This is a genomic window from Bradyrhizobium sp. BR 1432 (genome assembly GCF_051547705.1).
In the GTDB taxonomy this organism is placed as follows: domain Bacteria; phylum Pseudomonadota; class Alphaproteobacteria; order Rhizobiales; family Xanthobacteraceae; genus Bradyrhizobium; species Bradyrhizobium zhanjiangense.
Window position 1 is genome coordinate 7690382 of sequence record NZ_JBPUGF010000003.1, and the last position, 25942, is coordinate 7716323.

Genomic DNA, 25942 nt, shown 5'->3' on the forward strand with positions numbered 1-25942 from the left:
AATCATCCGTCCATAGCCTGAGCCTATATCCTTTAGTCGTGCTGCTCGCGCGGCAGTGCACCACCGTGAGTACGGCGCCTAACAGGCTCAGCGAAATCCGCAGATCTGTCCGCGACTGTCGGTTGCACCGCAACAGGGATTGCCGGCTGTTCAGTCGCGTCCGATGTCTCGACAACACCCGATGCGGCCGTCGCTTCGGCTTGATGCAGTTCCGCCGAAGAGTCCGCTGTTTCAATCGACGCCTCGGGGACGGATTGGACCACCTCACGCACCCCACCGACGATACGATCGACCAGTGCGGCCAGCTGTTCCGACGAACAATCCAGCGGCCCAAAACCCGGCATTGCGGTCGGGTCGTTGAAGTCCCATGCATTCTCCGCAAGCCCGACGAAGTCGCGAATGGCGGGGTCGGTCGCCCAGGCGCGGCGAAGAGCCGCACGGCTCAACTCCTGTGGAATACCCTTGCTCAGGAAGGCGGTGATGTCGGTCGCAGCATTGATCTCGTCGATCGACGGCAGGCTCGAGAGATCGAACGCGCTATCATCGTCCTTGGCCTCGCGCGGCAGCGTGGGCTGAGCCGGGGCAGGCGTCGCCGGCTCCGCTCGCGCTTCGCGTTTGCGGCGGGACCAACGTGCAAGGAATTCTTCCTCACTCATTCCTGTCCGCCTTCATGGTCGCGGCGCGCCAGTGCCTCCGGATCAGCGCGGCGCCGCTTGCGCTTGACGAACTCCCGTTCGACATGGTGCTCGGCGACGAACCTTTCAATTGCTTTGCGCAGTACCTCCGGCATCGGCACGGCCTCGACGAGATTGTCGGCGGCTTCGGTAAAGCCCTCGCCCTCAGCGGGGTCGGCGGTAACCGCAGCAAGGGTATAAGGCCAGGCGCCTTCCGAGGGCGACAGCACAGTCCAGATGCTCGGACTGCCGGAGGCGAGATTGTCGCGATAGCGCGCCGTCTCGGACGGATAGAGATCCACGGTCGCGCTTCCCGCATAGAACAGGGTCGTGCCGTCCTGCTCGCGGAGTACGGTCCAGGGTTGTGCCGCCGGCTCGTCCGGCAGGACGGCAATTCCGCGCCAGATGAAGTCAACCCAGGGCGAGTCGGCCTTGCGCCGCTCGACGACGACGCCGACGGAGATGGACGCTAATGGCGATACCGCCGGGCTCATGTCATCATCTCCAGGCGCTTCACCGGCAGGCCGGTCAGCAGATTTTGTGGCTTCATCCGGAGCTTCTGATCCGCCGTCATCGACAGGATCAGGTAGACAGGTTCGTCCCCGACATCGTCATGCGCGCGGCTTGAATCCGCAAAAGTCAGCCGGAACAGTGCGAGCATCCGGTCGGCACTGCGCTGGTCGAGTTCCTCGCCGTGCCACAGACGGTCGCCGAGCCCAGTGGCGTCGGCATCGAGCCCGACATACCAGGTGAGCTTTGCCTCCCGCAACGCACGCAGCGGCTCTATCGTGACGTCGAGGCCAAGCAGGTGGGAGATCCATCGCGTCATCGCCTGCGCCAGCGCAGCTGGTCCACGTCCGCCGGCCGTGAGGTCAAGGGCCATGTCGAATTGGTCGCTGCGCTGCCAATAGGCCCCGGCATTCTCGTCGCTCAACACATCGAGCACCGCATCGGTGGTGGCGCCCAGCATCGACATCAGGGAGAGCACCGGGGTCGGACTCCGGCCGCCGACTATCTCCTCGTCGCCAAGCAGCAGGGCCTGCTCATGCGGCAGAATCCGCTGGACCCGGAAGAACAGCTCGGCCGCGCGCAGCACGAACGGATCGTCGCAGCCGTCGAGCGCGTTGCGCAGGATGACATGCACCAGCTGGTTGACGAACAGCGGCGGCAGGTCGTTCGCGCCTGATCGCACCGCTGCAAGATAGGCGGCTTCGAGCGTCGGATGCCGCAACAGGAGATCGCGGAATGCCAGCACGAATTGCCAGTTCTCCCGGGCGTCAGCATCGGAAATTGCGGCAATTTCGTCGGCGCCGACCGCCTGACGCGGATCGGCGAGCAGTTCGCGGTGCAACCGGCGTTCGATCGGACATGCATCGGCCGGCGGCATCAGCTCGGGACGCGCAAAATAGGCCTTGAGGAATTCGTCGGTGACGCACAGCCCACCGCCCTCGTCGCGATCGAGCAAATGATGGCCGCAGGCGATCCAGAAATCGTTCATCTGACGGTCGGCTCCCGGCCCAGATCCGCAAGCCTGAGCTCGCCGTCAGGCTGGACGTCGTCGTCCACTTCCATGAACGAGAACGCCTTGCCATGCCCCTGCCCTTCGCGGAGCTTTAGTCGGCGGAAGGACTCGCGGACCTCGCCGCCGCTTGAAGCCCGGTGCACTGCAATAAGCGAGCTGACGGGATGGGTGCACAGCGACTGCGAGAACGCCACCTCCTCTTCCGCGGCCGTCATCGCTGTCGCCATGTCCGGCGCACCGAAACGATCGACGAGCTGCCTGGCAAGGAGATCGATCAGCCTGCGGTAATCGTCCTCGGTCGCCGGAACGATCTGCACCAGCGTCGACCAGCCCCAGGATTGCACGCCGAGGAACCCGCCGCGAAACGCCGCGCGCGCCTTGCCCTCGAGCTTCGCACTATCGCAATCCCAGAAGCGGAAAGCACCGGAGACGGCCCATTCACCCGGCTCCGCTGCCACATCGAACACGAAGGTGTCGGAGGGATCGAGCGCGATAGTACGCAAGAGCTTCACAGCCGCGGCCCTCCAAGTGCCGGATCGAGCCAGGATGGCGTCGCGAGCGCCTGCACGAGGTCGCCACGTTCGATCTCGCCCGCCCCAATCCGGCGCGTGAGGAGATCGCCGCGATCGTCGATGCGTTGGACGGTCTGCCGTTCGCGGGGCATACGGGAAAGATATTCGCGCGCGACGCCATCAAAACCGCCCGCCTGCCAGTCATCGAATGCCAGCATCAGGTGTCGGGCAAAGCTCTCCGTGATCTGCGCCGCACCAGCCTCGCCAAAGCCTTCCTGGTCGAGCGCCGAGGCGAGCGGGTGAACACCCCGTTCGTCCTCGTTCATGGCAACCGTCCGGATCATCGCGCCGAACACCAGCCATGGCGGCGGCTCCTCCTCAATGGCCGCGAGAGGCCAACCCATACGCCCGCCGCCGACCAGCCCTCCGTCGATCCTGACGGCATCCGGCCAGCCGATCGTGATGGGCTTGCTCGGCGGTGCGTAGGCACGCAAGGCATCGGTGAGCGCGACCATGCCGGCGTAGAACGCGCGCCGCGCCGTACGGAAGGGCTCTGCTGGCTCGAGCACCACGGCGAACTCCGCCAGATCAAAGCGCCCGACATAGACAAGCGTTCCGGCGCCGCTCTCCGGTGCAATGCGGCATGCGTGGGCAAAAGCGTCGCCACTCTCGCGCAGCCGCACCAATGTGAACGGCGGCGGCAGGTGGATCGGTTCCACCAGGGAAACGTGGCTGACTGGGATCGACGGCAGGCCGTCCTCCGCTTTCCTTTTCTTCCCGATAGATAATGTTCTATAGGAAGCGAAGGGCCGGCGCGAGTCCGTCGTCGGTACCGGATTGGCGGAGGGGTTAACCTGGAGCAGCCATCCAAGACCGTCCTGATCTGCTCGTGCGAAGACACGATGCGTCTCGAACTCGGCCGCGATTCAGCGTGGATGTCCCAGCTGCGAGATCAAGAGCTTTCGCCATCTCTGCGGCGCCGAGCTCGATCACTTCCGCAGCGCAGCGGCCGCTGGAGGCACACTGACGGTCGCCTGCACGCAGCAGGCCGCGCAATTCACTGACGAGGCCGGCGAACGGCCTGATGCGATCAGCTTCGTCAACATCCGCGAAACGGCCGGCTGGTCACGCGACGGCGCGCGCGCCGGCGCGAAAATGGCTGCCCTGCTCGCATCCGCCTCCATCCCGGCCCCGGACTATCCGCTCGTCACCTTGTCGAGCGAGGGCGTGGTCCTGATCTACGGGCGCGATGAGGCCGCGATCGAAGCCGGCCGCCTGCTTGCCGATCACCTCGACGTCACGGTTATGCTGAAACAGCTCGACGAGATGATGCCGTCCGCTGCAACGGTCTTCCCGATCGTGCAGGGCACGATCCGCTCCGCAAAGGGACATTTCGGCGCTTTCGAACTTGCGATCGACGATTATGCGCGTCCCCGCCCCTCCTCGCGCGATCGCTTTGTACTGGACGCACCGCGAAGCGGGGTCACCTCGCGCTGCGATATCGTGCTCGACCTTTCCGGCGGGATGCCATTGTTTCCCGCCCACGAGTTGCGCGACGGCTATCTGCGCGCAGATCCGAACGATCCCGCTGCCGTGCTCCGCGCCGTGCTGACCGCGCGCGATCTCGTCGGCAGCTTCGACAAGCCGAAATATGTCGACGTTACGCCCGCTCTTTGCGCCCATTCGCGCTCGAAGCGCACGGGCTGCCATCGCTGCCTCGATCTCTGCCCAACCGGGGCGATCACGCCCGTCGGCGATCATATCGCAATTGATCCGAACATCTGCGCGGGCTGCGGCCAATGCGCCGCTGCCTGCCCGACCGGCGCGGCATCTTATGCACTGCCGCCCGCCGATACGCAGCTTCAAAGAATTCGTGCCATGCTGCTCGCTTACCACGAGGCCGGTGGCACGGATGCGGTGCTGCTCTTTCATGACGGCCCGCACGGTACGCCCCTGATCGATGCCCTGGCGCGGTATGGCGACGGCTTGCCGGCGAACGTGCTTCCCTTTGCCGTCAACGAGATCACCCAGCTCGGGCTGGAGGCAGTCGTCGGCGCTTTCGCTTATGGCGTATCCGCTGTGCGCTTCCTGCTCCGCGCAAAGCCGCGCCACGATGTGACCGGACTTTCGCAGACGATCGCCATGTCTGAAGCGATCCTTGGCGGCCTCGGCTTTGAGGGCCACCGCGTCACCACCATCGAAACGGATGATCCCGACGCGCTCGGCGAGCATTTGGCTGCTATCGGCACGCTCGCGGCCGTCGCTGCGCCCGCGACCTTCAAGACCGTCGGCAAGCGGCGCGACCTTTTGCGGTTCGGGCTCAGCGAGTTGCATCGCCTGGCGCCGAAACCGGTCGACGTGATCGCCCTGCCGCAGGGTGCGCCTGTGGGCGCAATCAGCGTCGATACCAGCGGCTGTACCCTATGCCTCTCTTGCGTCTCGGCCTGCCCGACCGGCGCGCTTCGCGACGATCCCGAGCGGCCAGTGCTGAAGTTCGTCGAGGACGCCTGCGTGCAATGCGGCCTGTGCCAGAGCACCTGTCCGGAAAAAGTCATCAGCCTCAAGCCGCAGATCGATTTCCGCGCGGCCCGCGCTTCCGCCGTGATTATCAAGGAAGAGGAGCCCGCGCTCTGCGTCCGCTGCGGCACGGCCTTCGGCGTCAAGAGCACGATCGACCGCATCGCCGCCAAGCTCGAAGGCCGGCATTGGATGTATCCGGCGGGTGACAAGCGGATCGCGGCACTCAGGATGTGCGCTGACTGCCGCGTCATCGTCATGAGCGAACAGCAATTCGATCCCTTCAAGGGCGTGCCGGAACGAACGCCACCGCGAACGACGGATGACTATCTCCGCCAGCGCGATGGCAAGGACTAGACGAAGCGGATATCTTCGCAGGATCGGAAGCGGCAATTATCGCGACGTTGCGCGGCCCAAGAAGTCGGTCAACGCACGGCGGTCCTCGGCCGAGCCGATGCGCTGCTCGGGCATCTTGGTGCCGGGGGTGTAGGCATTCGGTCCGATCTCGAACAGCTTTGCGACCGTCTCCGGCGTCCAGACGATGTCCATCGTCTTCAGCGCTTCGGAGAAACGATAGCCCGGCAGCGAAGCGATCTTGCGGCCGTATAGTCCCGCAAGTGTCGGGCCCGCACGCTGAACCTCCTTGTCCGACAGCGTGTGACAGGCAACACATGCCCGAAATACATCGGCGCCAGGATCGCCGGCATAGGCGGCGAGCGGATCGGCCGGCGTTCCCGAGAGGTTCGAACCAATGGGATCGCCGGTGCGCGCATTCCAGCGCCTGATCTTGCCGTCCGCACCACCCGTCATCAGTGTCTCTCGATCCGGAAGGAAGGCGACCGACCATACCGGCAAGCCGGACACGACCAGCGTTCGTAGCAGGCTGCGCGACTTGCGATCGATGATCGCCACCGTGCCGCCGATGCCGGCCGCAGCAATCAACGTGCCGTCTCCCGATATCGTCAAGGCCACCACGGGTGTGGGACCGGCCGCGACCTCGCCGCTGACCTTGCCGTCGGCGGTCAGCATCCGCAGCATGCCATCAACCGCGCCCGTGACGATTTCACCATCCGGCGCCACAACTACCGCGTTGAGCGGCGCCGGCAACGTCACGACTTCAGGCTGGCCATCCGGCAAACGCCAGATGCGCAACGTGAGATCATAGCCGACGCTGAGAAGCGACCTGCCGTCCGGTGTGAAGGCGACGCCGTTGACGTTCTGCGAATGACCTTCGAGCACGCGCGACGCGCCGTCCGACAGCGACCAGAGCCGCACCGTCCGATCCCATGAACCGGATGCGAGAAGCGCACCATCGGGAGACACCGCAAGCGCGACGATTGGACCTCCATGTCCCTCGAACACCCGATCCGGCCGCTGCCGGCCCGCCGTCCATACCGCAATCCGTGCATCGGCGCCGGCCGTGACCAGGCGGCCTCCGCTCAGAAAGGCGACAGCATTGACGGCGTCAGCATGATACCGCAGCACTTGCTCTGCCGTATCCGTCTTCAAAGACCAGCGAATGGCGGCAGTATCGAAGCTTCCGGACAGGAGGCCGTTCCCATCGGGGGAAACAGCGAGGGCTCGTACGGGGCCGCCATGCCCCACCATGTCGGCGTGCACGGATGATACCGCGAAAATGGCCCACAGGGCCGCGGCGCCACGCGCGCAGAAAGGTAGCCTCATTGACCCTCACCGGCCCTGGTCACATTCACGCCCTCAAGATTGCCAGAAGAGCCACTGGAGATGAATATCCGAACCTATCTACTTGGCTGGTGCCCTCATGCTCTTGGACGAGCCTTCCGGCGCGGCCTGCATTCCAGGCGGACTCTGACCTTGGGGACTTTCGGCGGGCGCACCACCCGACCCCGTATTGATTGGACCCGTCCAGCCTTGCGGCTGTGCTTGGCCCTTCTCCTCGGGACGGGTTTGCGCCCCAGATGAGTTGGTTTGTGCGGGTTGGGCGGAGGCACTCTCGAAGAGGCAAAGTGCTGCGAAGCACACAATCGCTATCGGCAATTTCACGTCGGATCCTCCGATGCGCGTACTAAACGGGGTGACACTGCATTCCGTTCCGGAATGTGCGTTGCAACAGGCTAACCTTGCGCATCCCGCTTGAATGCCGGTGGTCCGGACACTAATCTTTGGCTGGGCACGTCAAGGATGACGGCATGCAGGGGCGAACGAGGCCATTTCTGCAGATGCTGGCGCGATTGCGCGCTTTGCGCGCGCTCGATGGATCGCAAGATCCCGATTCCCGAGACGCCTCGCCGTTCTTGATCCTCGTTGCGGTCGTGCTTGCGCTTCTTCTTGCAATATTGGAAATCGACCTGAATCGCGCCGCACTCCAGTCTCTTGGCTTGATGGGTGATGCGTTTTCGGTCGATCCCATGTTCAAGAGCCCGTAGGCCGCCTGTGCCTTGATGCGACCAACGAGTTTGCTCGCGGCAAGCCGTGTCGTATAAATGGCTTGACGTTTCGATTGAGGGAGGTTGCGGATGAAGGCTTTTGTTCTTGGCTGCGTCGCGGCCGTGGTGATCGCGATTGCGGGGATGGAGATCTTGAATCGAATTCAGGAGCCCGTCGCGCAAGCGTTTGCTACGACCGGGGTGCGCCTCTGAAACCACGCAAACTGGACAACTCGCACCTGACCGGAACAACAGTGGCGACCGAACTCCGTGCTGCAGCCATCCATCGATGCTTCACGCGCCGCACACGGTCAGCCGACCATCCGTATCGATCAGGCGCGCCTGCACATTAGGTCGTGAGGCGACGATATCCCGTATTTGAGGAATGGCCATCAGGCTGAAGGCCGTCGAGAGGGCATCTGCTTCGGTGGCGGTCGGAGCGACAACGCTCACCGTTCGATGGAGGGACGGGCTCAGTCCCGTCATTGGGTCGAACAGATGCGTGAATCGACCGGCAGCATCGAAACGGAATCCGGCGCCGGACGTCGTCGCGATCGCACGGTCGACGAGATCGATCGTCTCGGTGAGAGCCCCTGGCCTGTCCGGATCCCCAAGACCTATACGCCAAGGCCTGCCATCGGGTCGCGATCCGATTGCGCGTATCTCTCCCATATCGACCAGGGTCGTCGACAAGCCGGCCCTTCGCAGCTTGTCGACGACCTTGTCGGTCGCGAATCCCTGCGCGATGCCGTTCAGGGTTACCGCGGCCCCGCGATGCGTCAGGGCAATGCGATCTGATCTCACAAGCAATCCTCGGCGGCCGACCCTCGTCAGCACTTCGGCGAGCTTCTCCAGCGACGGGCCGTTCGGATCCGGACGCTCCGAAGAAAAATGGTCGGCATAGAGCTGCCACAACGGCTGAACGGTTGGATCGAATGCGCCGCCGGTCAGGTCGGCAAAGGCCAGGGAAGCCTCGAGCAAGGCCACCATGTCCGGATCCGGCGCGACGAGAATGCCGGTGCGGTTGAGCGTGCTGATCGCGGAGTCCTGGCGGTACAAGCTGAATTGCTGCTCCAGCCGGCGCACGTCGAGAAGACAACTGCCGACCAGTCGCGCAGCCTCGGCACGGTCTGGATGATATACCTCGATCGAGACCTGCGCCCCGAGCGCTGAACCGTGCCAGCGGACGGCCTCTTCCGCTCGAACGATGCGGGCGCCGCTCACGAAAGCCGAACCGAGCACCGTCGCCGTGATTGCGATCATCCGTCGCCGCGTGAGACTTGGATTGTGCGTCATCGAGGTCCTCAGTTTAGCCTGGCATCGCTGCGATCATGTTCGGCGGCCCCGCCCGCCGTGTCGCTGCCCAGGACATAAGTGCCGGGAATTTCCGCGAACGTCACCACCCGACCGCCGTTCTCGGCTGCGAAGCCATCAGCCGCGGCCCGGTTGCCGAACGGCACTGCTTCCGCCGCTCCCATGCCGCCCCGCTTCCGGCTTTCGATCACGAAAAACGCGGTCCGCGCATCGATCCAGTTCGTTGGGCCGAGCTCCTCCCAACTCGAAGCGCGCGCCATGTCCGAGACATAGATCGCGCGGATGTCACGCGGCTGATCCGACATCAACGTGAACGCCACGGTATCGCGGACGGAAGTGAACCAGAACGGATCGATGCGGCCCGACGTGATGATCTGCCCCTTGGGTCCGGGATGCTCCATCAGATTCATGCCGCAAAAGACGCCCATCGCATCGCGCGTGAGAGGAAGCGGCGGCGGCACGTTGGTGTTCGCCGCGTTCGGATTGCAGCCAACGAGAAACAGCGCCGCGATGATGATCGCACCGGCGGATCTTCGAGTCATAGTTCCCTCCGTGCGAAGAAGGTCGTCGCAAGCCCGAGCGGCGCCACGATCCAGAGCAGCAGGCCGAGCAATAACGCCGTAATGCCGGTCGTCGCCGTTCCGGACAACCCGGCCATGCCGGAAAATTGGCTCACATTGAATCCCGTGAGATTCGCCAACCGGTAAAGATCGGTGGGATTGAGAAACAGAAGCCATTCGAGCACCGTCGCCGAGATGATCCGCCCCTGGTCGACCACCAGCATGCCAAGCAATGCCATATCGAACACCAGCACCATCAGGAGCCAGATGCCGACAGAAAGGCCTGCCGCCGTGCCGCGGTCGCGAACCAGGCTGCTGATCAGGTAACCTATCGCCACGAATACGGCCCCCAGCATGATCGACGTCCCGAGCATCGAAGCAAACGCGTACCAGCTCGCCGCCAGCACGGAGGCGCCGGTGATCGCGAGCGCAGCAGCCGCCGCGCCGTAACCGAGGATCGTCGCAAAAGCCAGGATCAGGACATGCCCGCAGAACTTACCGAGGATGACCTGGCTGCGGCCCACCGGGTAACTCAACAGCAGGATCATCGTGCCCCGCTCCATTTCACCGACCACAGCATCGTGCGAGATCAGCAGCGCGATCAGCGGCAACAGAAAAATCGTCAGGCTGGACAGGCTGACAACCACCACGTCGAGGGCGCCGGCACCAACATTGCCCGTGGGCGCGCTGCCGAGGAACGTCAGCGACAAGGCAAGGGCCGCCAGCAGGAGCGTGGTCGCCAATACCCAGCGGTTCCGCAAGCCTTCCTGGATTTCCTTGAAGGCGATGATCCCGACTGTCCTCACGCGGCCTTCTCCTGCGTGTTGAGGAAATGTGCGTAGAGATCGTCGAGGGTCGGAGCGGCGATTTCAATGTTCCTGACACGGCGATCGCCCGCTACCGCGCGCAACAGATCCATCTTTCCTGTCTCGTCAGCCACCAACACGGTCTTGCGGCCCGAAGCCGAGACAGTTTCATCCGCGATCGGGGCGGCAATTTCTTCATCCGCGCCGACCGCCAGATCGAGTGAGACCCGGATCGGCAACTGCGAGAGTGAGCGCAATTCGGCCAACGTGCCTTGAGCGACCAGCCGGCCGCGATTCATGATCAGCACGTGCTCCGCGCGATCTTCGAGTTCGTTGAGCGCGTGGGACGAGATCAGGACGGTGGCGCCGCCGTCGCGCAATTCGTTGAGAATCTCGTAGAACGTTTGCCGGAGCGCTGGATCGAGGCCCGTGGTCGGCTCATCCAGCAACAGCACGCGTGGTTGTCCAAGCAACGCCTGGGCCAGACCCAGTCGCTGCCGCATACCCTTGGAATAAGTCCCGACGCGGCGATCGGCTGCATCGCTCAGTCCGACGCGGTCGAGCAGCGCCCAAGCCGAGACTGGCTTGATCCGCTTCAGACGGGCATAGAACGCCAGCGTTTCGCGTCCCGTGAGGGCTGCGTTGAACGCGACGTTTTCGGGGAGGTAGCCAAGCAGCCGGCGTTCGGAGAATTCGCCCGCTGCCGGATCCTGCCCCATCACGCGAATTTCGCCGCGGTCGGACCGGATCAAGCCCAGCATCAATTTGATCAGCGTGGTCTTGCCGGCGCCGTTGTGGCCGACCAGCGCGCTCAGCCGCCCGGGCACGAGAGAGAACGAGACGTCACGCAGCGCGCGCACCTTGCGATAGTTCTTGTCGACACCGGTCACGGACACGGTAACGGTCATCTGGAGCTCCATTCGGGCGAAGGCTTCGGCGGTGGCGCGACCAGAGGATGGCTATCGACGACGCCGCCGGGATAGAGAGCCGGAAACTGCGCCTGCGCCCAGCGCAGCACTTGCACCGCGGGGCTGTTGATCAAGACCTTGGCGGATGGCGCCGTCCACAGCACGCGATCGACCAGATCGTTGGGCCGATAAGCTGTGTCAGCAATGCCATCACCGTTCAGGTCGAATGCCGGGTTATCGCTCCAGTAATTGCCGCTGCCACCCTTCGACCAGTCGAGATCACGTGTGCCGACATATTTGACCTGGTTGCGATTGCCGACGAAGGCATTGCCCGCAATCTCGTTGCCTTCCGAGCCGGCGGTGAAGTGGACGCCGATGCCGCAACGTTCGAACCAGTTGTTGCGGAACCTGTTGTGGTTGGTGTTGTAGATGAACACGCATTTTTCCGGTCCGCTGCGGACGTCCCGGGTTGGCCTTATGTCGGGCACCATCTCCTTCTCGTCATCCGGACCTTGGCTGCCGACTGCGACGTTGTCCAGCGATCCGCCAACGACCCGGTTGCCGTCGATCTCGGCATAATTGGCGTAGTTGAACAGTATCCCGTAGTCACGATCGCGATCCGATACATTATTGCGGACCACAAGTCGGTTCGAATACATGATGGCGTAGCCAACCGTATTGCGCACTGAAACGTTGCCGCGGACCTCGCTGTCGTTGGTGTACATGTAGTGAACCGCGAAGCGCACCTGTTCGAAACGGTTGTTGATGAAGTGGTCCTTGCGACTGCTGATCGTGAAGATGCCGTCTCGGCCGTAGCGGAAGGTGTTTTCCGCGATGGTGACGTCGGGCGCGTTCCAGACCGACACGCCATTCCCGCTCTCGCTGCGGCGCCCCTCGCGCAATCCTTCGATGACGTTGCGCTCGACACGCGAGCCTGCCGCGCCGTGAACGTAGATGCCGAACAGGTTCCCTTCGAGGCGGTTGTTCTCGATGATCGCACGCTCCGCAGTCTTCTCGAGAAAGATCCCTGAATTCATGGCCTGGAGATCGCGACCGGATTCCCTAATGGTGAGGCCGCGGATGGTGACCCCCGGCGCGGTCACGGTAATGACATTGCCGGACCTGCCACCGCTGAGCACCGCGCCGGGCTCCCCGGCCAGGATAAGGCGCCGGTCAATCCTGACCCGCCCCTCGTAAACGCCGGGTCCCAGCTTGACGACGTCGCCTTCCTGTGCACGGTCCAGTACTGCTTGGAGCGGCTGATCCGCAAAGGCCCTCAGCTCCGCCGCGGTGGCGGAGCCAAAGGCCCCGGCGGCGCAGATCGCCGCCGGGATGAGTCGTGGCAAAACACGCACGTGCTGTTCTCGCTCAGACCATCTTCGGTTCGACGAACATGCGGCCCTTCATCTCCATATGCATGGCATGACAGAACCACGAGCAGTAATACCAGTAGACGCCGGGCTTATCCGCCGTGAACGACACCGAGGCGGTCGCCATTGGCGCAACCTCCATCTGGATGCCATAGTTCACGATGCAGAAACCGTGGGTCAGGTCCTCTACGGCGTCGATGTTCGTGACGTAGACGGTCACCTGATCGCCCTGCTTGACCTGGAATTGGTCGAGGCCGAACGCCGGCGCCGTCGACGTCATGTAGACGCGGACCGTGTTGCCGTCGCGGATGACCTTGGAGTCGGCTTCGAGATTGATCCCGTCGGCTTTCGCCTGCTTCACTGCGTCCGCGAACATCGGGTCGGCCCGGTCCCAGATCGAGATCGGGTTGATCTTGGAGCGATGGACGATGGTGGCGTCGTGCGGCTCGGCAAAGCTCGGACCGTCATGGATGAGAACCATCTTGTCGCCTGATATGTCGATCAACTGATCATTCTCCGGCTTCAGCGGACCGACATTGAGGAAGCGGTCCTTGGAGAACTTATTCAGGGAGATCAGCCACTTTCCGTCGGCCTCCTTGGTCTGGCCCATGGAAGAATGGTTGTGACCGGGCTGATAGTGAACGTCGAGCTTCTGGATGATGGGATCGACCTTTTCCCCCTTGAAGGCGCGTTTTGCGAGCTCGATGTTCCACTTGCAGACCTGGCTGTCGAGGAACAGTGTCGTATAGGCGTTGCCTTTGCCGTCGTAGGCGGTATGCAGCGGCCCGAGACCGAGTTCGGGTTCGGCTACGACCACGTCGCGCGGCTTGATCTTGTCGTCGAACAACTGGTCGAACAGCCTGACATCCATGACCGTGACGGTCGGCGACAGCTTCCCGGCCGCGACGATGTGGATTCCGTCGGGTGCGGTGTTCATGCCGTGCGGATTATTCGAGACCGGAACGTAGCGCGTGTAAGGCGAACCCTTCCGGCCGTCGATCACTGGCACGCCGTTCATTTCCTTGAAGTCGCCCTTTTTGACCGCCTCCTCGATCCGCTTAAGGTTGAAGATCACGACCCAATCCTGTTCGTTGGCGGTCATCTCGGCCAAGGTGACACCTTCCTCCGCGTTGTAGCAGGTAGAGAACGCGTATTTGCCCTGATAGTCGGCATCGACGTTGTCGAGATTGCCGTCGACGATCACCTGCCACGCAACCTTCATGGTGTCACTGTCCAGCGCCGTGAAGATCGCACGATAATCTTTCGGCTTGTCGAGCACCTTGCCGTCGTTCGGGAGCGGCACGCCATCCTCGCCGTTACAGAACACGTATCCGGTGCGGGGATATTTTTGCAGCCGCAGGCCATGGACCGTATGCTGGTTCGGCAGCTCGATGATCTTGTCGCACTTCATGACGTCGAGGCGCACGCGTGCGACCCGGGTGTTGGCCTTGTCGTTCATGAACGCGTATCGGCCGTCATAGGTACCGTCGGTGAACGTGATGTGCGGATGATGCAGATCGCCGTTCATGAACGTGCCGCCGCGGCTCTTGAGCAATTCGCGCGTCGCAGGCTGCAGCCCTTCGGTCAGCACCTTAAGGCTCTCGTTGGTCTGTCCCCATCCGGTGGCACTACAGCGGTTGAAGACGGGAACGCGCATCAGTTCGCGCATCGAGGGCAAACCGACGATGCGCATTTCGCCGGACTGGCCGCTGGAGAAGAACACGTAATATTCGTCGAGTTCGCCCGGAGCCACCTCGGCCTTCTGCACCGCCGGACGCGCCGCCGGCGCCTTTGGTGCCGACTTGGTCTGAGCGTCCGCCGCCGTGACGAGGCCGAGGCCGTCGCTCGACAGGCCAACTCCGCCCGCAATACCGACGCCAGCGGCCGCAGCCGTTGTCCCTAGCAAAGTGCGCCGGCTGACGGGTTTTCCATTTTCGTTGTCGCTCATGGTGGCCTCCTGGGCTTCAGTTTGGTGGTGGGGTAATGGCTTCTGCGCGCGGCAGCCCGACCGGCTTGCCGCCCGCAGTGATTATGGTTTGCGGTCCCTTGCCGCCGCTGCGCATCGACGACGACGACAGCGCTTCACGCTTCTCGCGCTTCAGCCGCACCTGAATCATGTGCGGGCAGCGGTGATCGTCGAAGTAGAGCTCCTGGCAATGCATGCAGTAGATGCATTCATTGACGTTGATGTGCCCCTCAGGATGGATCGCCTGCACCGGGCATTCGTTGGCGCAGCGCTGGCAGGGCGAGCCGCATTCCGGCCAGCGGCGCAGCCATTCGAACATGCGGATACGCCCCGGAATCGCCAGCGCAGCGCCAAGCGGGCACATGTAGCGACAGAAAAATCGCTCGACGAACAATCCGGCCGACAGAAGCGTCAGCGCATAGACGGCGAACGGCCATTCGCGCGCGAACTTCAGGACGATCGCCGTCTTGAAGGGCTCGACTTCCGCGAGCTGTTCGGCAAACGCGGTCGAGTACAGCGACATCCCGAACAGGCCCAGGAAGATGATGTATTTGAGTGGCCATAGCCGCTCGTGAAGACCCCATGGCAATCGATATTGCGGAATCTTGACCGCCTGCGCGACGTTGTTGAGCAGCTCCTGCAACGCACCGAACGGACAGAGCCAGCCGCAGAACGGACCGCGCCCCCAGAACAGAAGCCCGGCGGCGATCGAGCACCACAGCAGGAAGATCAGCGGCACGGACAGGAAGTATTCCCAGCTGAACCCGGTCAACAATGAATTGGCGAACGTCAGGACGTTGACGACCGAAAGCTGCGCATTCGCGTACCAGCCGAGCCACACGAGAATGAACGCCAGGTAGACCCGGCGTACCCAGGTATAGACTTTCGGGCGGCGCACCAGCTGATTCTGGAAGAAGAAGATGAGCGTGAGCGCACCAAGCGCGAAGGCCGCCATGGCGACCTTGACGATGTTGCCTCGCCAGATCTTCATCCACAGCGGCTCGTCTTCGGTTGAAGCTGGTCCTGCTGTCTCGCGCCGTTCGGTCGCCGATGCGGGCGTTCGGTCCGGCGAGGCGCCTTGGCCTTGCGCCGCCGGCTCGCGCTTCACGTAAGCATCAGGCAATGCATATCCCAGCTCGAAGGTCACCCATGCCTTGTCGCGTGCGCCCACGACGCGCTGCACGAGCAGTTGCAATATCCATTGTTCGGTCGGATCGAAACTGAACTCAGCCGGCACGACAAAAAGCGCGATCTCGGGAAAATCGGGCGCGCCCTCGGCCTCGAGGCTTCCCAGCCGGGTGTGGTCGCGATCGCGGAAACGGATGCTGTTGGTATCCTGGATCAATTCGATCCGGTCGAAGATCCCGCCGCGAACGTAAGCGGCGCCCTTGAAGGAATAACGGCCCGCCCCCGCGACGACGAGCGCCTGCTGGCCCGGCTTGAGCCTTCCGGTCAGGCGATTGTATCCGTCGTTCCCGAGCAGGCTGCGGCCGATGGTCGGCACCGCAACGTCGGCGACATAAAGATCGATGAACGTGTCGCTGGGGTCGCCTTCCTCCGGATGGGCCGCCGCGGCCGCGTTGCCGGACTTCTCGAAAGCCTGATTGATATCGGCAAGAGAGAGGGTCAGGCGGCGAACGGAGCCGTCACCGACCAGGCTCTGCCAATCGCGGATCTCGCTCTTGCCGGGATCAATCGCCCTGATGACTTGAGGCGCGGGGCCGGCCGGCGCAAGGCCCTGGGCACCGAGACGACCGCTCTTGATGATCTTCGTTGCGGATCGGAGGATGCTGTCCCCCATCACCAGAACGGTGACCGTCGCGCCACTGACGATGTCCACCTGCGGCGCGGTCGCCGCTCCGCGGACGACGGGCTCCATATCGGTACCGATCAATTTCTTGACCGCTTCCAGGATGCGTCTTTCCGGAATACCCACGAGAACGATGGGCTCCTTGTGCTCGACCAGCTTCAGGCCGGTGAGCACGCCCTTCGGGTTGATTCCGACCAGGATCTGGATCGGCTTGCCCGAATAGCCAGTTGCGTTGGCGAAATCCGAATTCAGGTAGACGAACCCAAGGAGCTGGTCGTCCTTGTAGGCTGGAGCAATCGCTGGATCGCCTTGCGGCACTCCGAGCCGGTTCGCACCGGGAATCAGTTCTCCCGGCTCCGCCTTCGGCAGGTAGTCATTCAATCTGCCAGTAGCATCGGCCGGACAGCCGAAGCCGATCCAGCCGAGAACGGCCAGGGCCAGCACCAGGAACAGTCTGATACCAAAGAGTTTTAGCAAGCGCGCCGCTTTCAGTTAGCAGAACGCCGTTGTTCTGAATCGCTCCTCTTGTAACAGCGCGAGCGGGTCCACCTTTGCGCTACCTCAAACAGACGCGGCGCGGACAAGGCCATGCTCCACGGTGTGATTGGAACCCAAGATGCGCAGTGAACCCCTGTTGGCAGCAGAGCCGCCCGCTTCTGTCCGGAACGTCGGCGAGCTCTATGCGATTGCGTTTACTCAGGCCGAAGAGGCTGCGCAGCGTTATGGCAAGCTTGCCGCAACCGGTGACGAGGGCTTCGAACCAGTCCGCTGCGTTTTCGAAGTCCTGAATCAAAGGGAGTTAGAACGCGCCGAAACAATCGAGAAAGCCTGCATCGCAGCCATCGGGCGCGGGCCTGCCAGGGCTGATCTCAGGTGGCCACCGATGGATTTGGTTCCCGCGGAAGAGCTGTCCGAGCTTGAGGGCTCGCTGCTCGCGACCGCTTATGGCGCATGGGCGCTCGCCGTCCGGCACCGCGAACGAGCCTTCATATTCTGGACATATATCGCAGCGCGCGCCGAAAGCGGGCTTGTGCGGGCAGCCGCTGAGAGTTTGGCGCGCGAGGCGCTGCGTGACGGCAATCTGCTTCGCCGCGAGCGCCGGCTGGCGTGGCGGGCCGGCCGAAGGCAGTCTCTTGCGGCACAGGAGACGGCAGTCACTGAGTTCTCATCGGCCGCGTTGCTCGAAAGCCTCCTTCTCAGGGGCATCTTTCGATGGTCCCAGGATGCGCCCGCGCCGCAGCGAAGGCGCCTGCTGTCCCTGATTGGAGACGGCTTACAGATTCCGATCGGGGACACCAACGATACTTTTCCGCATTCTGAAACGCTCGACGACATCAAGCGCCGTGTGCTGCGTCTCGCGGAACAATTGTCCTCGATCTATCTCGATGAAGCCGACAATGCCGTCGACCAGTCGCGATTGGAGCTGGCTCAGCAGCTCGCGGCCCGCTCCATCGCCCGGCTGGCAGATCTTCGCACCATTGCATCCCTTCCTGGATGATGGGTAACGAGCGCCTCCCTGGTTTGCGCAGCGACAAAGACAGATCCGGCATCCGGGGCGATGTTGGGTCCATGAAGCAGCAAATCACCGATCAGTTGACCGCCCCGGAGACGACGATCGACGTTCGAAGCATTCCGCGGACGATGCGCCATCCGTTGATCTTCGACACGTTTGATCAGTTGGCTCCCGGGCAGTTCTTCCATGTCGTGAGTGACCACGACCCGCGTCCGTTGCGCTACCTGTTCGACGTCAGGTATTTCAACATCTTCACTTGGGATTATGTCGAGACGGGTCCGGATATCTGGCGTGTCCGCGTCGGCCGCCCCGGCTGAATGACTCGCGGGGTTGACGGCGAGCATCAGGTCGATCTGGATTTCAGGCGCTTCTGAAAGAATGCAAGAATCTCGTCCCGGGCTGCGAGAGTGAACTGACCCGACTCATCGACAAGATGAACTGTGACGACGCTATGAGGCGTCTTGACGAACTGCTCGAAGAACGGTGGCTTGGGCCCAGTATTCGCGGCCGTGTCAGGCAAAACGCGACCAACGAAGCGATCGCCGAGCGCGGCCTGGTAGGCGGCAAACCGTTCGGCGCGGCAAAATGAATCGCCCGCAAACCGGTAAGCAAGGACGGTCAGATCTTCGCGTTCCAGCCTTGAACGGACTTGCGCCAGTTCGTCAGCGGAGCTCTCGATGCCGGCGGGATTGTCCAACGGGAGCGACGGCTGGGACAAGACAGGAGCCAGCAGTACCGGCTCCAGCATCATGTTCAGCGCGAAGTTGCCGGTAAAGCACATGCCGATAGCGCCGACGCCCGGCCCGCCGCTCTCGCCATGGGCCAGCCTCGCGAGCGCCCGCAACCAGTTGGATACAGGGCTCGATGATCCGCCCCCGAGCGCTCGAAATTCAGCGCTGACGCACGCGCGCCGAAAAACACCGGCTGCAGTTTCCGCGTCGGGAACATCGCCATCCTTTCCGAAAAGCGACGGCATGTAGACGCGAAAGCCGGCGTCGCGCACCCAGCGAGCGAAACGCGCGACGTGCGGGCTAATGCCTGGCATCTCGGTCATGACGATGACAGCGGGTCCCTGGCCCGCAACGTAGACCGGTTTTGCCGTGCCCTCCAACGCGAGGAGCCGCTGCTCGAAATCGGATAGATCGTCAGGCTTCAGCAGCGCATCGCTCATGTTGTCCTCCGGAAAAGGTTGCGCAAACGGTATTTCCCGGGCATTCATTTCGACAAGTGTCAAAAGTGACATTATTCGGGGCTATTTTGCCATGCCGCTCATTGACGTTCTGGTCCTGGAAGGAGCTTCTGCGGCCAGTGTCGCCATCACCACCGAATTGATCGATGTGGCCAACGGCATTCGTGCAAGGGCCGGACGACTGCCCTGCTTTGACGTCAGAATTTCCGGCTCCGGGGCAAGATGGACAACGCAGCTCGCAAGGCTGCCCGCGAAGGGCGGCGCCAATAGACCCGCAGACGTGGTGATCGTGCCTGGGCTGGCCTGGACGGATGAGCAACTCGTTCGCGAAGGATTGCAGCGACGGGATGCCGAAATGGCCAGGAAGGCTCTACATGCGGCCTTTCAATCCGGAGCTGAAATCGCCAGCTCCTGCTCGGCCGTATTTCTGGTTGCGAGCGCCGGGCTGCTGGATGCCCGCCGCGCAACCACGACCTGGTGGCTCGCACCCTTGTTTCGACAGCTGTTTCCAAGGGTGACTCTCGACACGGATGCGATGGTGTTGACCGACGGGCGCCTAACAACGGCCGGTGCGGCGATGGCTCAATTGGACCTGATGCTTTCGATCATTGCCCGCCATGCAGGACCTGACCTCGCGGACAGCTGCGCGCGGTTTCTCTTGCTGGACCGGAGGCAATCGCAATCCCGCTATATGGCGCTATCCTTCCTCACCGCCGCGGACGAACGCGTTTCACGCGCGGAGCGCTGGGCACGGGCGCGACTGCATCGGACCTTTTCAATCTCCGAACTTGCAAAGGCCGCGGGACTGGGTGCGCGCACCTTTGCGCGCCGATGCGAGCGCGCCACCGGGCTTTCGCCGGTGAAATTTGTCCAGAGGTTGCGCGTCGATAAGGCAATGGACCTGCTGGAAACCACTCGGCTCAGCCTCGATGACATCGCCGAGAAGGTTGGGTACGCCGACCCCTCTACGCTTCGCAAGCTTTTGCACCGGGAGAAGACACCCGGCGCGCGTGCCGCGCGCAAGCGGCACAATGGCGCTGCGCCCTCCAGGACGCGTGGAGCCCGACGACCTGACCGACCGGCGGCGCCCAAACGCAAGCGAGCGCTGGATGTATCATGATGACCGCCGCCGTCACGCTCTGCGCTGAGAGCCCCCGTTAGCGCGGCTTGAGGAGTTCGCGCGCGACGATCAGCTTCTGAACCTCGGTCGCCCCTTCGTAGATGCGAAGCGCGCGGACTTCGCGATACAGGCTCTCGACGATCTCGCCCTTGCGCACACCGCGACCGCCGAACATCTGCACCGCGCGGTCGACTACCCGTTGGGCGGTTTCGGTGGCGGCCAGTTTTGCCATTGCCGCTTCACGCGTGGTGGGAAGCTTCTGAACGTCGCGGCGCCACGCGGCGCGATAGGTCAGCAGCGCCGCGGCATCCGTTTCAGTGGCCATGTCGCCGAGTGCGGCCTGGGTCAGCTGCAGTTCCGACAGCGTCGTCCCGAACATGCGCCGTGTCTGCGCGTGCAGTCGTGCCTCCTCCAGCGCGCGTCTGGCAAAACCCAGCGCCGCTGCGGCAACCGAGGACCGGAAGATATCGAGGGTCTGCATCGCAATCTTGAATCCGCCGCCGGACGGCCCGATGCGTCGGCTGATCGGGATGCGGCAATTGTCCAGACGCAGCGTTGCGAGCGGATGCGGCGCGATGATGTCGATGCGCTCGGCCACGCTGAAGCCGGGATCATCGGGAAACACTGCGAAGGCGGAGATGCCGCGCGCGCCAGGCGCCTCCCCGGTTCGCGCGAACAGCGTGTAGACGTCGGCGATCCCGCCATTCGAGATCCAGGTCTTCTCGCCTTCCAGAACGTAGCTGTCGCCGTCCTCGCGCGCCGTGCACGTCATGGCCGCCACATCCGAGCCCGCCGCCTGCTCCGAAAGCGCAAAGGCAGCCAGCCATTCGCCGGAACGGACTTTCGGCAGCACGGCGTTTCGCAGCTCCGCCGAGCCGGCAAGCGCGATGGCGCCGGATCCGAGGCCTTGCATTGCAAAGGCGAAATCGGCGAGACCATCGGCATAGGCCAGCGTCTCGCGCGACAGGCAGATCGAGCGGGAATCGATGCTCGCCACGTCACCGTCCGGCGCCGCAACCGCGCAGTCGAGCAGTCCCGCCGCGCCGAGCGCGCGAACGAGCTTGCGGCAGGCGCCATCGACGTCGCTGTGGTCGGCCGCCTGAAGACCACCCTGCGTGACGAAGCGGTCGAGCGCCTCGCAAATTGCGCGATGACGCGGCTCGAAGAACGGCCAGTCCAGCCAGTCGCGGGAGATCGTCTTTGCCAATGAGCTCATCTGTCGCTCCACAAGGTCGATTGCCTGCCGGACGGCCGGCATGTTCTGAGGCGTGCTTGCGATCAAATCCGCCAATGCAGCCGGCGCCCTCGAATTGTTTTAAGCATAAACTATTTCCTTCCCTGAAGACGTTGTCAAGGCGCCGGTGCACAGACGATGTTCCGGCGCTTTGCCTAGCGGCGTCGACGGGAAACACGGACCAAATCCGCCCCGGATCAGGGGACGCCCTGCTCTTCCGGTCCCTGCCTTGAATTTAGTTTTGGCACGAACTATTCTGTTGCGCATCGAATGGAATTGCATTCGCCTTCAACGCGCCATGAGGCTCAGGAGATCGATTTGGCACTCGCAAAGGAGTCCTCGCCGGCGTCCAGCAGGAATGCGGCCGATGCGGAGGCCGAGTACAGGGCTCAGACGCGGCTCTGGCTCCGGCTGCTGGCCTGCACGACCCTGATCGAGGGGGAGTTGCGGCGCCGATTTCGCGAAGAATACGACTTTACGATGCCACGCTTCGACGTTCTCGCTCAACTCGATCGGGAGCCGAGCGGATTGGTGCTGGGGGAACTGCCCAAGCGCCTGATGGTTTCGGCCGGCAACCTGACGCCGATCGTCGATCGCCTGGTCGAGGATGGATATATCACGCGGACGCCGTCAAATCTGGACCGGCGCGTGCAGATCGTCTGCATGACGGTCGAGGGCCGAAAGACCTTCAGGCGGATGGCGAAGAGTCACGGCGCCTGGCTCGCCGAATTGCTGGCCGAATTCCCGATCGACCGTCTCGACGGGCTCGTCGGCGCGCTCGACGACGTGAAGAGCGCCGTGAGGGACGCTCTGCAGCATCGCGAGCGGACGTGATGCTCAGCGCCGGACTCGAATGCCGGCGGCTTCGCGGTCCCAGGTATCCGTCGTCACACCGGCCTGTTGCAGCGCGCCCTTCTTGATCTTGCCGTTCTCCGTCAGCGGCATCTCGCTCACGATGCGGACATAGCGCGGGATTGCGAAATAGGCGATCTGCCCCTCGCAATGCCTGATGATGTCGGCGGGCTCCAGCGACTGCCCCTGCTCCAGCAAGATCGCGGCCGCAACCTCATCCTCGCCCAGTTCGGACGGCAGCGGGTAGATCGCGCACGCAGCGACCGCCGGATGGGCAAGGATGATCTGCTCGACCTCCCAGGAGGACACGTTCTCGCCGCGCCGGCGGATCGAATCCTTCATGCGATCAACGAAGCGATAATGTCCATCCGCGTCGCGGACGACGCGATCGCCGGAATGAAACCAGAGATTTCGCCACGCTTCGACCGTCTTCTCCGGCATGCCGAAATATCCGGTGGCGAACGCAAACGGCTCCTTGGCGCGCAGGACGAGTTCCCCCGCCTGTCCGTCAGGCAGCTCTGAATCGTTTTCGTCGACGATGCGGGCCTCGAAGCCTCCGGCCAGATATCCCATGGTCCCCGGACGGTCGGAGGGGATGGCGCCAGCGAACACGAAATTCGTCTCCGTCGACCCATAGCCGTCAACCAGCGGCACGCCGAACCGCTCGAGAAACGGCCGATGGATCTGCGGCGGCACGCCCCCACCCAAGGCGACGCGAACGCGATGAGCAGTATCGTCCTCCCTCCGAGGCTGGGCCAGGAGCATGGACGCCATGGCACCGAGCAGGTAACCCACGCTCGCATTGTGGGCTCGCGCGGCGGCCCAGAAGCCTGAAGCGGAAAATTTCTGCTCGAGCACGTAAGTGCATCCGTTCAATACGGCCTGATAGAATGCATTGAGCGCGTTGGTGTGGAACAACGGCAAGGTCGTGAACAACACGTCGCCCTCGCGAATGCCGAGTGCCCGCGCCGAGCAGATGCCCCACCAGAACAGCTGAGCTTGTGGACAGCACACGCCCTTGGCCGGCCCCGTGGTGCCGGAGGTGTAGAGGATGGCAACGGTATCCCCCGGCCGCACGGCACCAGCCGGCGCCATGGATGCGGGCGCGGGCAACGGCACCGCTGCGATCCGTGGCGCCTCCGCGATCTGATCGATCGTCCATACGAGCGGCGGCAGATCGGCCTCGGTGCCAACGGTCTCGAGCGCGGCCAGAAACCCGGCCTCGGCGACGAGGAGCGCAGGATGCGAGTTGCGGAAGATATGGGCGAGCTGGCGCCCCCGCAGCGCCGTGTTGATCGGCACCGTGATAGCGCCGAGCCAGGCGCAGCCGAGATAGACTTGAAGAAACTGCGGTCGGTTCGAGCACATCAACGCGACCCGGTCTCCCGGTTCGATGCCGGCCTCGATCAACGTCTGCGCCGATGCAGCCGCTATCGCCGCGGTCTGCGCATAGGTCCAGCGCGTCTGCCCAGCAACCAGCAGAACGCGATCGCCATAGCGCTCCGCCTGCCGGGCGAGGATGGTCGCGAGCACGCGGTCGCAAGGTGGAAACAGCTCGACCGCACGCGCCCAGGCCGGCGCTTCCTGCTGCCGCCCGGCGTCATCCCGCATGCAATGCTCCGTCAAATCCCGGCTCGACCAGACCCGCCCGACGTCAAGGCAGGAGCTTGTACTTCCCGTCCTCGATCTGAACGAGGACGCGCGAACGTGCATCGACGCCGTGCCGATCCGCCGGCGTGAAATTGTAGATTGCCTGCGTGCCGACGACTTCCTTGGTGGTGAACAAGGCCTGGCGCAGCGCGCTGCGGAATTCCGGCGAGCCCGGCTTGGCACCGGTTGCCAATGCGCGCTTGGCAGCGTCGACGAAGACCATCCAGCCATCGAACGAGTAGGAGGAGAACCCGTCGGTCGGCTGCTCGCCGTTCGCCTTCTCGTAAGCCGCCCGGTAGGCCAAGGCGACCTTCTGAATCGGATTGCTCGACGGAAGCTGTTCGGCCGCGATCACCGGCCCGGTGGGGCAGATGATGCCGTTGGCGGTCTTGCCGGCGAGGCGAAGGAAATCGGCGCTAATCATCCCGTTGTTGCCGTAGAGCGGCCCCTTGTATCCGCGCTCGGACAAGGCGATGGCGGGCAGCGCACCCGGCGTTCCGGTGCCGCCGAGCATGATGGCGTCGGGGCGGGCCGCAAGCGCGCGCAGCACCTGCGCAGTCACCGACGAGTCGGATCTGGCGTAGCGTTCGTTGGCAATGACCTTGATCTCCGCCGCCTTGGCGCTCTGCGACAGCGAGTTCATACAGGAGATCGCCGAGCGCATCCGAAAACCCGATGAACGCGACTGTCTTCAAGCCGCGCGCCTTCATGTGATCAACGACGCCCTGGACCAGGAGCGGCATCGGCTGCGGGGTCTGCACGACCCAGGGGCCGCCCTCGCCAGCCGGAACCGATGCGATCGGAGAGACAGCGATCATCGGCACTTTCATCTCGATCGCGGCGGTCGCCATCGCCAACGTCTGCGGCGCCCCCGACGTCCCCATCAGGATGTCGACCTTCTCCTGCTCAACGAGCTTGCGCGCGTTGCGCGCCGAGGCGGTGGCATCGGAGGCGTCATCGAGCTGAATGAGGCGCACCTTCTCGCCGCCGACCTCGCCGACATACGTCTCTCCCGCGGCAATCCCCTTCGCGTTCGGAATGCCGATCGAGGATACCGGCCCGCTGAGACCGGTGACAAAGCCGACGAGGATGTCGGCTTGCACTCCTTGAGGGACAGCCAGAAGCAGCAGCGCGGAGCCGAGCAGTGATTTCATCGAGATCATGGCACCTGTCTTTCGTTTCGTGTGTATCGATGTCGGGCAGGCGCCATGCGCGCGTTTCACGTCGAGGAGACCAGCGCGATCACGCGCAGCGGACTGCCCGAACCGTTTTTGATCTTCAGCGGAGAGGCCACGATGATCGCCCCAGTGGCGGGGAGCTGATCCAGATTACACAGGCACTGCAGGCCGTAGCGGCCCGCGCCGTGGAGAAAGTGATGCGCGGGATAAGGGGGATCGAAATGTCCGGCCTGTCCTGCATCGGTGCCGATCGTCTCGGTGCCGAAACCGATAATGCCGCGCTCCTCCACCAGCCATTTCATCACGGCCGCGTTCGGGCCCGGCGTGTGAGCGCCGTCATCTCGGAGGTTGGAATAGTCGCGCCACCCCTTCTTCGACCAGTCGGTCCGCAGCAGCACCCAGTGCCGGTAAGGAATCCGTCCGTGCTGGGCCTCCCAGGCCTCGACGATCGGCACCGTGAGCACGAAGTCCGGATTCTGCGCCGCCTGCGCGGAGCAGTCGATGACGCAGGCGGGCGCGATCATATCTTTGGCCGGCATGGTATCGACCGCATTGTTGGCGAGATCCTTGCCGGTGAACCAGTGAATCGGCGCGTCGAAATGCGTGCCGGTATGCTCACCGAAGGTCACATTATTCCAGTACCAGGCCGGACCACGCGCGTCATAACGTGAAATCTCCTGGATGCGCACCGGCGCCGCCTGGCCGAATTCGGGCGGCAACACGATCACCGGAAAGTCGGGGCTGAGCGTGAAGCTCAGATCAATGACGCGCACCGCGTCCGAAGCGATCGCATCCGCCAGTTCCAGAAGAGCCCTGCCTTGCATCGTCGCGTCCTCCAGCTT

The 25942-nt window shown here is 63.4% G+C and carries 24 protein-coding genes and 1 pseudogene; 7 read left to right on the plus strand and 18 right to left on the minus strand.

Features of this window, described 5'->3' with window-relative positions:
• Positions 1 to 32: 32 nt before the first annotated feature.
• From ACSKB8_RS37380 to ACSKB8_RS37400, 5 genes are read right to left on the minus strand one after another with little or no spacing between them, the layout of a single operon-like run.
• Positions 33 to 656 carry a DUF3306 domain-containing protein gene (locus ACSKB8_RS37380; protein ID WP_438109495.1) on the minus strand — a complete coding sequence of 208 codons (624 nt, stop codon included), beginning with the start codon at positions 654 to 656 and terminating at the stop codon, positions 33 to 35.
• A complete protein-coding gene (locus ACSKB8_RS37385; protein WP_438109496.1) occupies positions 653 to 1168 on the minus strand; it encodes a DUF3305 domain-containing protein in 516 nt (171 codons plus the stop codon). Before ACSKB8_RS37385 ends, ACSKB8_RS37380 begins: the two co-directional genes overlap by 4 nt.
• The gene (locus tag ACSKB8_RS37390; RefSeq protein WP_438109497.1) at positions 1165 to 2172 is read right to left on the minus strand and encodes a DUF6352 family protein; all 1008 of its coding nucleotides are present in this window, start codon (positions 2170 to 2172) and stop codon (positions 1165 to 1167) included. The genes ACSKB8_RS37385 and ACSKB8_RS37390 overlap by 4 nt, the downstream gene beginning before the upstream one ends.
• Positions 2169 to 2708 carry a DUF6505 family protein gene (locus ACSKB8_RS37395; protein WP_091887511.1) on the minus strand — a complete coding sequence of 180 codons (540 nt, stop codon included), beginning with the start codon at positions 2706 to 2708 and terminating at the stop codon, positions 2169 to 2171. The genes ACSKB8_RS37390 and ACSKB8_RS37395 overlap by 4 nt, the downstream gene beginning before the upstream one ends.
• Entirely contained in the window at positions 2705 to 3427 is a 723-nt protein-coding gene (locus ACSKB8_RS37400) for a biotin/lipoate--protein ligase family protein (RefSeq protein WP_438109498.1), read from the minus strand. The genes ACSKB8_RS37395 and ACSKB8_RS37400 overlap by 4 nt, the downstream gene beginning before the upstream one ends.
• A 436-nt stretch (positions 3428 to 3863) precedes the next feature.
• Between ACSKB8_RS37400 and ACSKB8_RS37405 the strand changes: the two genes are divergently transcribed.
• Positions 3864 to 5582 carry a 4Fe-4S binding protein gene (locus ACSKB8_RS37405; RefSeq protein ID WP_438109499.1) on the plus strand — a complete coding sequence of 573 codons (1719 nt, stop codon included), beginning with the start codon at positions 3864 to 3866 and terminating at the stop codon, positions 5580 to 5582.
• 36 nt (positions 5583 to 5618) lie between these two features.
• Here the strand turns inward: ACSKB8_RS37405 and ACSKB8_RS37410 are convergent, their stop codons facing one another.
• Positions 5619 to 6908, minus strand: coding sequence for a c-type cytochrome (locus tag ACSKB8_RS37410; RefSeq protein ID WP_438109500.1), 1290 nt, complete (start codon positions 6906 to 6908; stop codon positions 5619 to 5621).
• Between the two features lie 485 nt (positions 6909 to 7393).
• Between ACSKB8_RS37410 and ACSKB8_RS37415 the strand changes: the two genes are divergently transcribed.
• Positions 7394 to 7630 carry a hypothetical protein gene (locus ACSKB8_RS37415; protein WP_438109501.1) on the plus strand — a complete coding sequence of 79 codons (237 nt, stop codon included), beginning with the start codon at positions 7394 to 7396 and terminating at the stop codon, positions 7628 to 7630.
• Between the two features lie 90 nt (positions 7631 to 7720).
• Positions 7721 to 7843 carry a hypothetical protein gene (locus ACSKB8_RS37420; protein WP_438109502.1) on the plus strand — a complete coding sequence of 41 codons (123 nt, stop codon included), beginning with the start codon at positions 7721 to 7723 and terminating at the stop codon, positions 7841 to 7843.
• A gap of 81 nt (positions 7844 to 7924) precedes the next feature.
• Here ACSKB8_RS37420 and ACSKB8_RS37425 read toward each other — a convergent pair whose 3' ends face one another.
• Genes ACSKB8_RS37425 through ACSKB8_RS37455 form a run of 7 tightly spaced genes read right to left on the minus strand, consistent with a single transcriptional unit; the run spans position 7925 to position 16808 of the window.
• Positions 7925 to 8926 carry an FAD:protein FMN transferase gene (locus ACSKB8_RS37425; protein WP_438109503.1) on the minus strand — a complete coding sequence of 334 codons (1002 nt, stop codon included), beginning with the start codon at positions 8924 to 8926 and terminating at the stop codon, positions 7925 to 7927.
• A gap of 8 nt (positions 8927 to 8934) precedes the next feature.
• Positions 8935 to 9486, minus strand: coding sequence for a nitrous oxide reductase accessory protein NosL (locus ACSKB8_RS37430; protein WP_370988542.1), 552 nt, complete (start codon positions 9484 to 9486; stop codon positions 8935 to 8937).
• Positions 9483 to 10310 (minus strand): ABC transporter permease subunit, encoded by an 828-nt coding sequence (locus ACSKB8_RS37435; protein WP_438109504.1) that lies wholly within the window; start codon positions 10308 to 10310, stop codon positions 9483 to 9485. Before ACSKB8_RS37435 ends, ACSKB8_RS37430 begins: the two co-directional genes overlap by 4 nt.
• On the minus strand, positions 10307 to 11218 hold the full coding sequence (locus tag ACSKB8_RS37440; RefSeq protein WP_438109505.1) for an ABC transporter ATP-binding protein: 912 nt from the start codon (positions 11216 to 11218) through the stop codon (positions 10307 to 10309). The genes ACSKB8_RS37435 and ACSKB8_RS37440 overlap by 4 nt, the downstream gene beginning before the upstream one ends.
• Positions 11215 to 12573 carry a nitrous oxide reductase family maturation protein NosD gene (locus ACSKB8_RS37445; RefSeq protein WP_370988546.1) on the minus strand — a complete coding sequence of 453 codons (1359 nt, stop codon included), beginning with the start codon at positions 12571 to 12573 and terminating at the stop codon, positions 11215 to 11217. The genes ACSKB8_RS37440 and ACSKB8_RS37445 overlap by 4 nt, the downstream gene beginning before the upstream one ends.
• 13 nt (positions 12574 to 12586) lie before the next feature.
• Positions 12587 to 14536 (minus strand): TAT-dependent nitrous-oxide reductase, encoded by a 1950-nt coding sequence (gene nosZ / locus ACSKB8_RS37450; protein ID WP_438109506.1) that lies wholly within the window; start codon positions 14534 to 14536, stop codon positions 12587 to 12589.
• Positions 14537 to 14552: 16 nt separating this feature from the next.
• Complete coding sequence (locus ACSKB8_RS37455) at positions 14553 to 16808, minus strand: 4Fe-4S binding protein (protein ID WP_438110834.1); 2256 nt, start codon at positions 16806 to 16808, stop codon at positions 14553 to 14555.
• Between the two features lie 160 nt (positions 16809 to 16968).
• Between ACSKB8_RS37455 and ACSKB8_RS37460 the strand changes: the two genes are divergently transcribed.
• Complete coding sequence (locus tag ACSKB8_RS37460; RefSeq protein ID WP_438109507.1) at positions 16969 to 17862, plus strand: hypothetical protein; 894 nt, start codon at positions 16969 to 16971, stop codon at positions 17860 to 17862.
• Positions 17859 to 18194 carry a DUF2249 domain-containing protein gene (locus ACSKB8_RS37465; RefSeq protein ID WP_438109508.1) on the plus strand — a complete coding sequence of 112 codons (336 nt, stop codon included), beginning with the start codon at positions 17859 to 17861 and terminating at the stop codon, positions 18192 to 18194. The genes ACSKB8_RS37460 and ACSKB8_RS37465 overlap by 4 nt, the downstream gene beginning before the upstream one ends.
• Before the next feature lie 26 nt (positions 18195 to 18220).
• On the opposite strand, the gene ACSKB8_RS37470 is transcribed toward ACSKB8_RS37465, so the two are convergent.
• The gene (locus ACSKB8_RS37470; RefSeq protein WP_438109509.1) at positions 18221 to 19048 is read right to left on the minus strand and encodes a dienelactone hydrolase family protein; all 828 of its coding nucleotides are present in this window, start codon (positions 19046 to 19048) and stop codon (positions 18221 to 18223) included.
• Between ACSKB8_RS37470 and ACSKB8_RS37475 the strand changes: the two genes are divergently transcribed.
• Positions 19047 to 20186 carry a GlxA family transcriptional regulator gene (locus ACSKB8_RS37475; RefSeq protein ID WP_438109510.1) on the plus strand — a complete coding sequence of 380 codons (1140 nt, stop codon included), beginning with the start codon at positions 19047 to 19049 and terminating at the stop codon, positions 20184 to 20186. The genes ACSKB8_RS37470 and ACSKB8_RS37475 overlap by 2 nt on opposite strands.
• A gap of 37 nt (positions 20187 to 20223) precedes the next feature.
• On the opposite strand, the gene ACSKB8_RS37480 is transcribed toward ACSKB8_RS37475, so the two are convergent.
• Complete coding sequence (locus ACSKB8_RS37480; RefSeq protein WP_438109511.1) at positions 20224 to 21402, minus strand: acyl-CoA dehydrogenase family protein; 1179 nt, start codon at positions 21400 to 21402, stop codon at positions 20224 to 20226.
• 336 nt (positions 21403 to 21738) lie between these two features.
• Between ACSKB8_RS37480 and ACSKB8_RS37485 the strand changes: the two genes are divergently transcribed.
• On the plus strand, positions 21739 to 22254 hold the full coding sequence (locus ACSKB8_RS37485) for a MarR family winged helix-turn-helix transcriptional regulator (RefSeq protein ID WP_130214154.1): 516 nt from the start codon (positions 21739 to 21741) through the stop codon (positions 22252 to 22254).
• 3 nt (positions 22255 to 22257) lie between these two features.
• Here ACSKB8_RS37485 and ACSKB8_RS37490 read toward each other — a convergent pair whose 3' ends face one another.
• From ACSKB8_RS37490 to ACSKB8_RS37500, 3 genes and pseudogenes are all read right to left on the minus strand, one after another.
• Positions 22258 to 23883 (minus strand): ATP-dependent acyl-CoA ligase, encoded by a 1626-nt coding sequence (locus ACSKB8_RS37490; protein WP_438109512.1) that lies wholly within the window; start codon positions 23881 to 23883, stop codon positions 22258 to 22260.
• 43 nt (positions 23884 to 23926) lie between these two features.
• Positions 23927 to 25085 (minus strand): annotated as a pseudogene (locus ACSKB8_RS37495) (ABC transporter substrate-binding protein).
• A gap of 56 nt (positions 25086 to 25141) precedes the next feature.
• Positions 25142 to 25924: a cyclase family protein gene (locus ACSKB8_RS37500; protein ID WP_438109513.1), complete on the minus strand. Its 783-nt coding sequence runs from the start codon at positions 25922 to 25924 to the stop codon at positions 25142 to 25144.
• Positions 25925 to 25942: the final 18 nt, after the last annotated feature.

What these genes read in the sequence shown, in the direction of transcription:
- ACSKB8_RS37380 (WP_438109495.1), bottom strand. Translation starts at nt 656, where the DNA reads ATGAGTGAGGAAGAATTCCTTGCACGTTGGTCCCGCCGCAAACGCGAA.
- ACSKB8_RS37385 (WP_438109496.1), bottom strand. Translation starts at nt 1,168, where the DNA reads ATGAGCCCGGCGGTATCGCCATTAGCGTCCATCTCCGTCGGCGTCGTC.
- ACSKB8_RS37390 (WP_438109497.1), bottom strand. Translation starts at nt 2,172, where the DNA reads ATGAACGATTTCTGGATCGCCTGCGGCCATCATTTGCTCGATCGCGAC.
- ACSKB8_RS37405 (WP_438109499.1), top strand. Translation starts at nt 3,864, where the DNA reads ATGGCTGCCCTGCTCGCATCCGCCTCCATCCCGGCCCCGGACTATCCG.
- ACSKB8_RS37410 (WP_438109500.1), bottom strand. Translation starts at nt 6,908, where the DNA reads ATGAGGCTACCTTTCTGCGCGCGTGGCGCCGCGGCCCTGTGGGCCATT.
- ACSKB8_RS37415 (WP_438109501.1), top strand. Translation starts at nt 7,394, where the DNA reads ATGCAGGGGCGAACGAGGCCATTTCTGCAGATGCTGGCGCGATTGCGC.
- ACSKB8_RS37420 (WP_438109502.1), top strand. Translation starts at nt 7,721, where the DNA reads ATGAAGGCTTTTGTTCTTGGCTGCGTCGCGGCCGTGGTGATCGCGATT.
- ACSKB8_RS37425 (WP_438109503.1), bottom strand. Translation starts at nt 8,926, where the DNA reads ATGACGCACAATCCAAGTCTCACGCGGCGACGGATGATCGCAATCACG.
- ACSKB8_RS37430 (WP_370988542.1), bottom strand. Translation starts at nt 9,486, where the DNA reads ATGACTCGAAGATCCGCCGGTGCGATCATCATCGCGGCGCTGTTTCTC.
- ACSKB8_RS37440 (WP_438109505.1), bottom strand. Translation starts at nt 11,218, where the DNA reads ATGACCGTTACCGTGTCCGTGACCGGTGTCGACAAGAACTATCGCAAG.
- nosZ (WP_438109506.1), bottom strand. Translation starts at nt 14,536, where the DNA reads ATGAGCGACAACGAAAATGGAAAACCCGTCAGCCGGCGCACTTTGCTA.
- ACSKB8_RS37465 (WP_438109508.1), top strand. Translation starts at nt 17,859, where the DNA reads ATGATGGGTAACGAGCGCCTCCCTGGTTTGCGCAGCGACAAAGACAGA.
- ACSKB8_RS37475 (WP_438109510.1), top strand. Translation starts at nt 19,047, where the DNA reads ATGTTGTCCTCCGGAAAAGGTTGCGCAAACGGTATTTCCCGGGCATTC.
- ACSKB8_RS37470 (WP_438109509.1), bottom strand. Translation starts at nt 19,048, where the DNA reads ATGAGCGATGCGCTGCTGAAGCCTGACGATCTATCCGATTTCGAGCAG.
- ACSKB8_RS37480 (WP_438109511.1), bottom strand. Translation starts at nt 21,402, where the DNA reads ATGAGCTCATTGGCAAAGACGATCTCCCGCGACTGGCTGGACTGGCCG.
- ACSKB8_RS37490 (WP_438109512.1), bottom strand. Translation starts at nt 23,883, where the DNA reads ATGCGGGATGACGCCGGGCGGCAGCAGGAAGCGCCGGCCTGGGCGCGT.
- ACSKB8_RS37500 (WP_438109513.1), bottom strand. Translation starts at nt 25,924, where the DNA reads ATGCAAGGCAGGGCTCTTCTGGAACTGGCGGATGCGATCGCTTCGGAC.